The following is a 5,605-nucleotide window of genomic DNA, read 5'->3' on the forward strand; positions in this document are numbered from 1 at the left end:
CCGAAGCGGGCACCTCGTCGGCGCGCGAGACCACGCGTTCGACCAGCCGGTCGAATTCCTCGCTGGACAGGCCAGTGCGCTCAACCATGCGGTTGCGCTTGCGCGGCTTGGCCATGTCGGCAACGGTGCCGTCCATATGGTCGTTGAAGGCGAACAGGTCGACGCGGCCCTCAGCGAGCCATTGGCTGATCTCGGCCTCGGCGTCGAGATTGTAGGTCTCGTGCCGCAGATGGAAGCGGGTGTCGGCGGCGAATTGCGGACGCTGCCGCTCGATCGCCTCCATCAGCCCGCGCGCGTTGTCGGCGCTGCGCAGGCCCGGCTCCCACGAACAGGTCGTGGCGTGAAACACGGTGGTGATGCCGTTGCTGATCGCCTGGCGGTCGCTGTCGGCGAGCGCGACGTCGATCGGAAAGTCGACGCCGGCGCGCGGCATCATCTGCCGCTCGAAGGCATCGCCATGGAGATCGACGATGCCGGGCAGCACCAGCAGGTTGCGCGCATCGATCGCCAGCCGCGCCCGGCCGCGAGAGGCGTCCATCGCGGCGATGTCCTGTCCGGACACCGCCAATGACGTTTCGACGAGCTCGGCGCCGATCAGGGTCCGGCCGCCTTCAAGGAAAATGTCTGTCACGCGACCGCGCTTCGTTTGCTGGCAAGGGAACTGGCATGAGAATTGGTGAGAGATCTCGCCCGTGCTTCGTATGTCGCAAGGAAATCTTCAATCCCAAGCTTGCGGAAATCGGGCAGGGCTTCACGCAACTTGTCGTGATCCCAGTCCCACCAGGCCAGCCGCGCAAGCCGTCCGGCGATTTCTTCCGAGAACCGCCGCCGCACGATGCGGGCCGGATTGCCGGCGACGATGGTGTAGGCCGGCACGTCCTTGGTGACGATGGCGCCGGCCGCGATCACCGCGCCGGTGCCGATGTTGCGGCCCGGCAGCACGATCGCGCCGTGGCCGATCCAGACGTCGTGGCCGATATGGACGTGATGCTGGCGCCGCCAGTCGAAGAACTCGGCATCGTCGCTCTCGCCTTCGAAATAGGCGCTGGAGCGATAGGTGAAATGCGCCTGCGTCGCGCGATGCATCGGATGGTTGCCGGGATTGATCCGCGTCATCGCCGCGATCGAGCAGAACTTTCCGATGGTGGTGTAGGTGATCTGGGCGTCATTAACGACGTAGGAGTAGTCGCCCATCGCCACGTCATGCAGGATCGTGCGCGCGCCGACCTCGGTATAGGCGCCGAGCCTGGTCTCGTGCAGCTTGGCCGAGGGATCGATGGTCGGCTGGACCGAAAGAGCTTTGGCGGCCATGTTGCATCCGGAGTTAAGAGGACGGACATTCCTCTTCGAGCGGCTTGATGACGACATCATGACACCGCGATGACAGGGGATGAGCTGTGTAGGATCGCCGCACTGCGACGCCCGTGTCACACAAGTGTTAAGCGTCGGCGTTAGCGGTGGGCTCCAGCTAATCTGGAGCCCTGCATGCTGGTGGTGGATGGTCTGACGTGTCGCTTCGGCGCAAAAGCCGCGGTGGACGACGCCTCGTTTCAAGTTTCCCCCGGCGGGTTCGTCGGTGTGATCGGACGGTCCGGCGCCGGCAAGTCGACGCTGCTGCGGAGCATCAACCGCCTGGTGACGCCGACTGATGGGCGCATCCTGTTCGACGGCATCGACGTCACCGCACTGCGTGGCAAGGAGTTGCGGCAGTGGCGGGCGCGTTCGGCGATGATCTTCCAGCAGTTCAACCTGGTCGGCCGGCTCGATGTCCTCACCAACGTCCTGATGGGACGGCTTGCGACGATGCCGGCCTGGCGCTCGCTGTCGCAAGTGTGGCCGGAGCAGGACAAGGCGCTGGCGATGTCCGCACTCGAACAGTTCGACATCGCATCGCTCGCCGCCCAGCGCGCCGACCAGCTCTCCGGCGGCCAGCAGCAGCGCGTGGCGATCGCGCGTGCGCTGGTGCAGCAGCCCGACATCATCCTTGCCGACGAGCCGATCGCATCGCTCGATCCGCGCAACACCAAGATCGTGATGGATGCGTTGCTGCGCATCAACAAGCATTTCGGCATCACCGTGCTCTGCAACCTTCATTCGCTCGATCTGGCGCGCAGTTATTGCGATCGCCTGATCGGCATGGCGCAGGGGCGCGTGGTGTTCGACGGGGCACCGTCCGCGCTGACCGACCACGTCGCGCGCGAGCTCTATGATCTCGAAGCCGCCGAGGTCATGGGCGGCATGCCTGTCCCGGCGCCCGCGGGTGTCCCCGCGCTCGGAACGGCCGCAGCCGCCTGAGCGACGTCTGTTTCTTGTGCAAGTCTTTGCGTCAACCGACCCCCAACCGATGAAGAGGGTATCATGATCACTCGCAGATTAGTCCTTGCCGGCGCCGCCGCGCTCGCGTTCACGGCTTCCGCCTCCGCCGACGACTGGAAGGCCAAATATCCTGAGTTGACCTTTGCGGTCGTCCCGGCCGAGAACGCCTCCGGCGTCACCGAGCGCTGGGCGCCGTTCGTGAGCTATCTCTCGAAGGAACTGGGCGTGAAGGTCACGCTGCGCATCGCCAATGACTACGCCGCTGTCATCGAAGGCCAGCGCGCCGGCAACATCCACATCGCCAGCTACGGCTCGGCCTCGTTCGCCCGCGCCCGCCTGACCGGCGTCAAGACCGACGCCTTCGCCAACGACATCAACGCCGACGGCTCGACCGGCTATTATTCGGTATTCTTCGTCAAGGCGAGCAGCGCCTACAAGAAGATCGATGACCTCAAGGGCAAGAATCTCGGCTTGGTCGATCCGAACTCGACCTCCGGCAACAACGTGCCGCGCTTCGAGCTGGACAAGATGGGCATCCATGATGCCGACACCTATTTCGGCAAGGTCGTCTTCACCGGCAGCCACGAGAACGCGATGCTGGCGCTGTCGCAGGGCACGGTCGACGTCGCCGCCAACCAGTGGACCAGCGACGACGATTCCACGCTGGCGCAGATGCTGACCAAGGGCATGCTGAAGAATGCCGACGGCTCGGCGATGAAGAAGGACGATTTCCGCATCATCCACAAGTCGGCGCCGATCATCAACGGGCCCTATGCCTACAATGCGGAGCTGCCGGAAGACGCCAAGGCCGCCATCGCGAAAGCGTTCTTCGACGCGCCGGCCAAGGACAAGGCCGCGTTCGATCGTCTCTCCGACGGCCAGAAGAAGGGCTTTCATCCCGCCACCACCAAGGATTGGGATGGCACGATCGAGCTGATCAAGTTCGTCGACGCGCTGCGTAAAAAGAAGGCGTCCTGACTATCGGGACGATGCCACTGGAGCCGGGTCGATCGACCCGGCTCTTTCTTTGACCGGACTTAATCTCAGGCCGATGACGACAGGGGTTTCGATCCTTCCCGAGCAGCAGCTCGCCGTGCTCAACGCCGCCTATCGCCGGGCGGTCGGGCGCAGGCGGCTCCGCCTGCTGTCGGGGATCGTGATCTTCGCCGCGGCGTTGCTGCTCGCCGCGATCGGCGCCGAAGTGAATTTGCGCACGCTCTTCACTTATTTCGGCAACTTCATCAGCTATTTTGACCGCATCCTCACGCTCGACAACGGCCAACGCGTCTGGACCGATGTCGGCGAGTGGCTGTGGGGCTGGCGCAAATGGCTGAAGATGCTGGGCGAGACCCTGCTCATCAGCTATGTCGGCACGCTGATCGGCGCGACCTTGGCATTCTGCCTCAACTTCTTCGCGGCCGAAAACACCTCGCCCGCACCTTGGTTGCGCTTCATCGTGCGGCGCCTGCTCGAATTCGCCCGCACCGTTCCGGGCATCGTCTTCGCGCTGATCTTCGTGATCGCCTTTGGTTTGGGACCCATGGCGGGCGTGCTCGCGATTGCGATCCACTCTACCGGCGCGCTCGGAAAGCTGTTCTCGGAGATCGTCGAGAACGCCGACATGAAGCCGGTCGAGGGCATCCGCTCGACCGGCGCGAGCTGGCTGTCCTGCATGCGCTTCGCCGTGGTGCCGCAGGTGACCGCGGGCTATGCCAGCTACGCGCTGCTGCGCTTCGAGATCAACGTCCGCGAAGCCTCCGTGATGGGCTTCGTCGGCGCCGGCGGCATCGGCCAGGAGCTCGTCGTCGCCATCCGCAAGTTCTATTATTCGGACGTCAGCGCGATCCTGCTCACCATCATCATCACCGTCTTCATCATCGACATCACCACCGGCTGGCTGCGCGGCCGCCTGTTCGGCGGGGAGGCGCGTACGTGACGGGGCCGCACGAGATCGATACGCGAGAGCTTCGCGCGCGCTACCCCGATGTATTCGACCGGCCCGCCTCGGCGCGTCTCGCCATGCCGGCGATGCTTGTCGCGGCGTTCGCGATCCTGGTTTATGGCCTCGTCGATCTCGATTTTTCGCCGTCGCGATTCATCGCAGGTCTCAGCCAGCTCGGCTGGATCAGCATGATGATGATCCCGCCCGATCCCGGCTCCTCGCTGTCGATCTACCTGAAGGCGCTCGGCGAGACTCTCTCGATCGCGCTGCTCGGCACGACGCTGGCTGCCGTGTTCGCACTTCCGGTCAGCCTGCTCGCCGCACGCAACGTGGTGCCGTCGAAGCTCCTGCGCTTTCCGGTTCGCCGCGTCCTGGATTCGATCCGCGGCGTCGACACGCTGATCTGGGCGCTGGTGTGGATCAACGTCGTCGGGCTGGGCCCGTTCGCCGGCGTGCTCGCCATCGCGGTGTCGGATTTCGGCGCCTTTGGAAAACTGTTCTCGGAGGCGATCGAGGGCGCCGACCAGAAGCAGGTCGAAGGCATCCGCGCCTCCGGCGGCAGCCCACTGCACGAGATCCGCTTTGGCCTGTTGCCGCAGGTCCTGCCCGTGATCGCGGGCCAGGTGCTCTATTTCATCGAATCCAACACGCGCTCGGCCACCATCATCGGCATCGTCGGCGCCGGCGGCATCGGCCTCCAGCTTGCCGAGCAGATCCGCGTGCTGGAATGGCAGAAGGTGTCGTTCCTGATCCTGATGATCCTGGTCGCAGTCGCCGCGATCGATTTTATCTCCGGCAAGCTGCGCTTTGCGATTATTGGGCGGCGCGCTGTGGCCTAAGTGACGGTGTCGTAGGGTGGGCAAAGGCGCGTTAGCGCCGTGCCCACGAATTTTCGCCGACATGATCAAAGTGGTGGGCACGCTACGATTTGCCCACCCCACTCGTCCCGTTTCTTGGAAAGAGCGCCCTACGACTCCACCAGAAACTCCACCCGCTCGGCGGCAAACCGCGAATGCTTGGTCATCAGCGGCTTGCCCTCCAGATCGTGGTCGGTGGCATCGACCACCAGGATCGGCCGTCCCAGCGCGAGATCCAGCCGTGCCGCGTCGGTTGCGTCGACGATGCCGGCGGTGATCCGGGTCGCCCCGCGGCGATAGTCGCGCACGCCATAATGTTCGAGCAGTTTCGTCATCGAGCGCGTCGCTGCGAACACGGCGCCCGCGTCGGGAAACAGCACGGCCGACAGCCAGGTGGTGGAGACGCAGATCGGCGTGCGATCGGCGAGGCGGATCGCCTCGATCCGCACCAGCGGCGCACCGGTCTTCAATCCGAGCTCCCGCGCCAGCT

At 64.6% G+C, this 5,605-nt stretch carries 6 protein-coding genes and 1 pseudogene; 4 read left to right on the forward strand and 3 right to left on the reverse strand.

Annotated features, from left to right (window positions below):
* Together MOV75_RS25655 and MOV75_RS25660 are read right to left on the reverse strand one after the other, a co-directional pair.
* Nucleotides 1-631, reverse strand: a pseudogene (locus tag MOV75_RS25655) (alpha-D-ribose 1-methylphosphonate 5-triphosphate diphosphatase); the annotation flags it as partial.
* Nucleotides 628-1,311: a chloramphenicol acetyltransferase gene (locus tag MOV75_RS25660; RefSeq protein WP_246930222.1), complete on the reverse strand. Its 684-nt coding sequence runs from the start codon at nt 1,309-1,311 to the stop codon at nt 628-630. The gene MOV75_RS25660 and the pseudogene MOV75_RS25655, both read right to left, overlap by 4 nt.
* 174 nt (nt 1,312-1,485) lie before the next feature.
* On the opposite strand from MOV75_RS25660, the gene phnC reads away from it, so the two are divergent.
* The 4 genes from phnC to phnE (MOV75_RS25680) all read left to right on the forward strand — a co-directional run bounded on the left by phnC (nt 1,486) and on the right by phnE (MOV75_RS25680) (nt 5,097).
* Nucleotides 1,486-2,295: a phosphonate ABC transporter ATP-binding protein gene (phnC, locus tag MOV75_RS25665; protein ID WP_246930221.1), complete on the forward strand. Its 810-nt coding sequence runs from the start codon at nt 1,486-1,488 to the stop codon at nt 2,293-2,295.
* Nucleotides 2,296-2,358: 63 nt separating this feature from the next.
* Nucleotides 2,359-3,294, forward strand: a complete 936-nt coding sequence (gene phnD / locus MOV75_RS25670) for a phosphonate ABC transporter substrate-binding protein (RefSeq protein ID WP_246930219.1) — start codon at nt 2,359-2,361, stop codon at nt 3,292-3,294.
* A gap of 73 nt (nt 3,295-3,367) precedes the next feature.
* Nucleotides 3,368-4,252, forward strand: coding sequence for a phosphonate ABC transporter, permease protein PhnE (gene phnE / locus MOV75_RS25675; protein WP_246930217.1), 885 nt, complete (start codon nt 3,368-3,370; stop codon nt 4,250-4,252).
* A complete protein-coding gene (phnE, locus tag MOV75_RS25680; protein WP_246930216.1) occupies nt 4,249-5,097 on the forward strand; it encodes a phosphonate ABC transporter, permease protein PhnE in 849 nt (282 codons plus the stop codon). Before phnE (MOV75_RS25675) ends, phnE (MOV75_RS25680) begins: the two co-directional genes overlap by 4 nt.
* A gap of 128 nt (nt 5,098-5,225) precedes the next feature.
* On the opposite strand, the gene phnF is transcribed toward phnE (MOV75_RS25680), so the two are convergent.
* Nucleotides 5,226-5,605 (reverse strand): phosphonate metabolism transcriptional regulator PhnF (phnF, locus tag MOV75_RS25685; protein WP_247006813.1); only part of this gene is annotated, 380 nt, incomplete at its 5' end.

Origin of the sequence: Bradyrhizobium sp. PRIMUS42 (assembly GCF_023006515.1) — a bacterium.
Classification (GTDB): Bacteria; Pseudomonadota; Alphaproteobacteria; order Rhizobiales; family Xanthobacteraceae; genus Bradyrhizobium.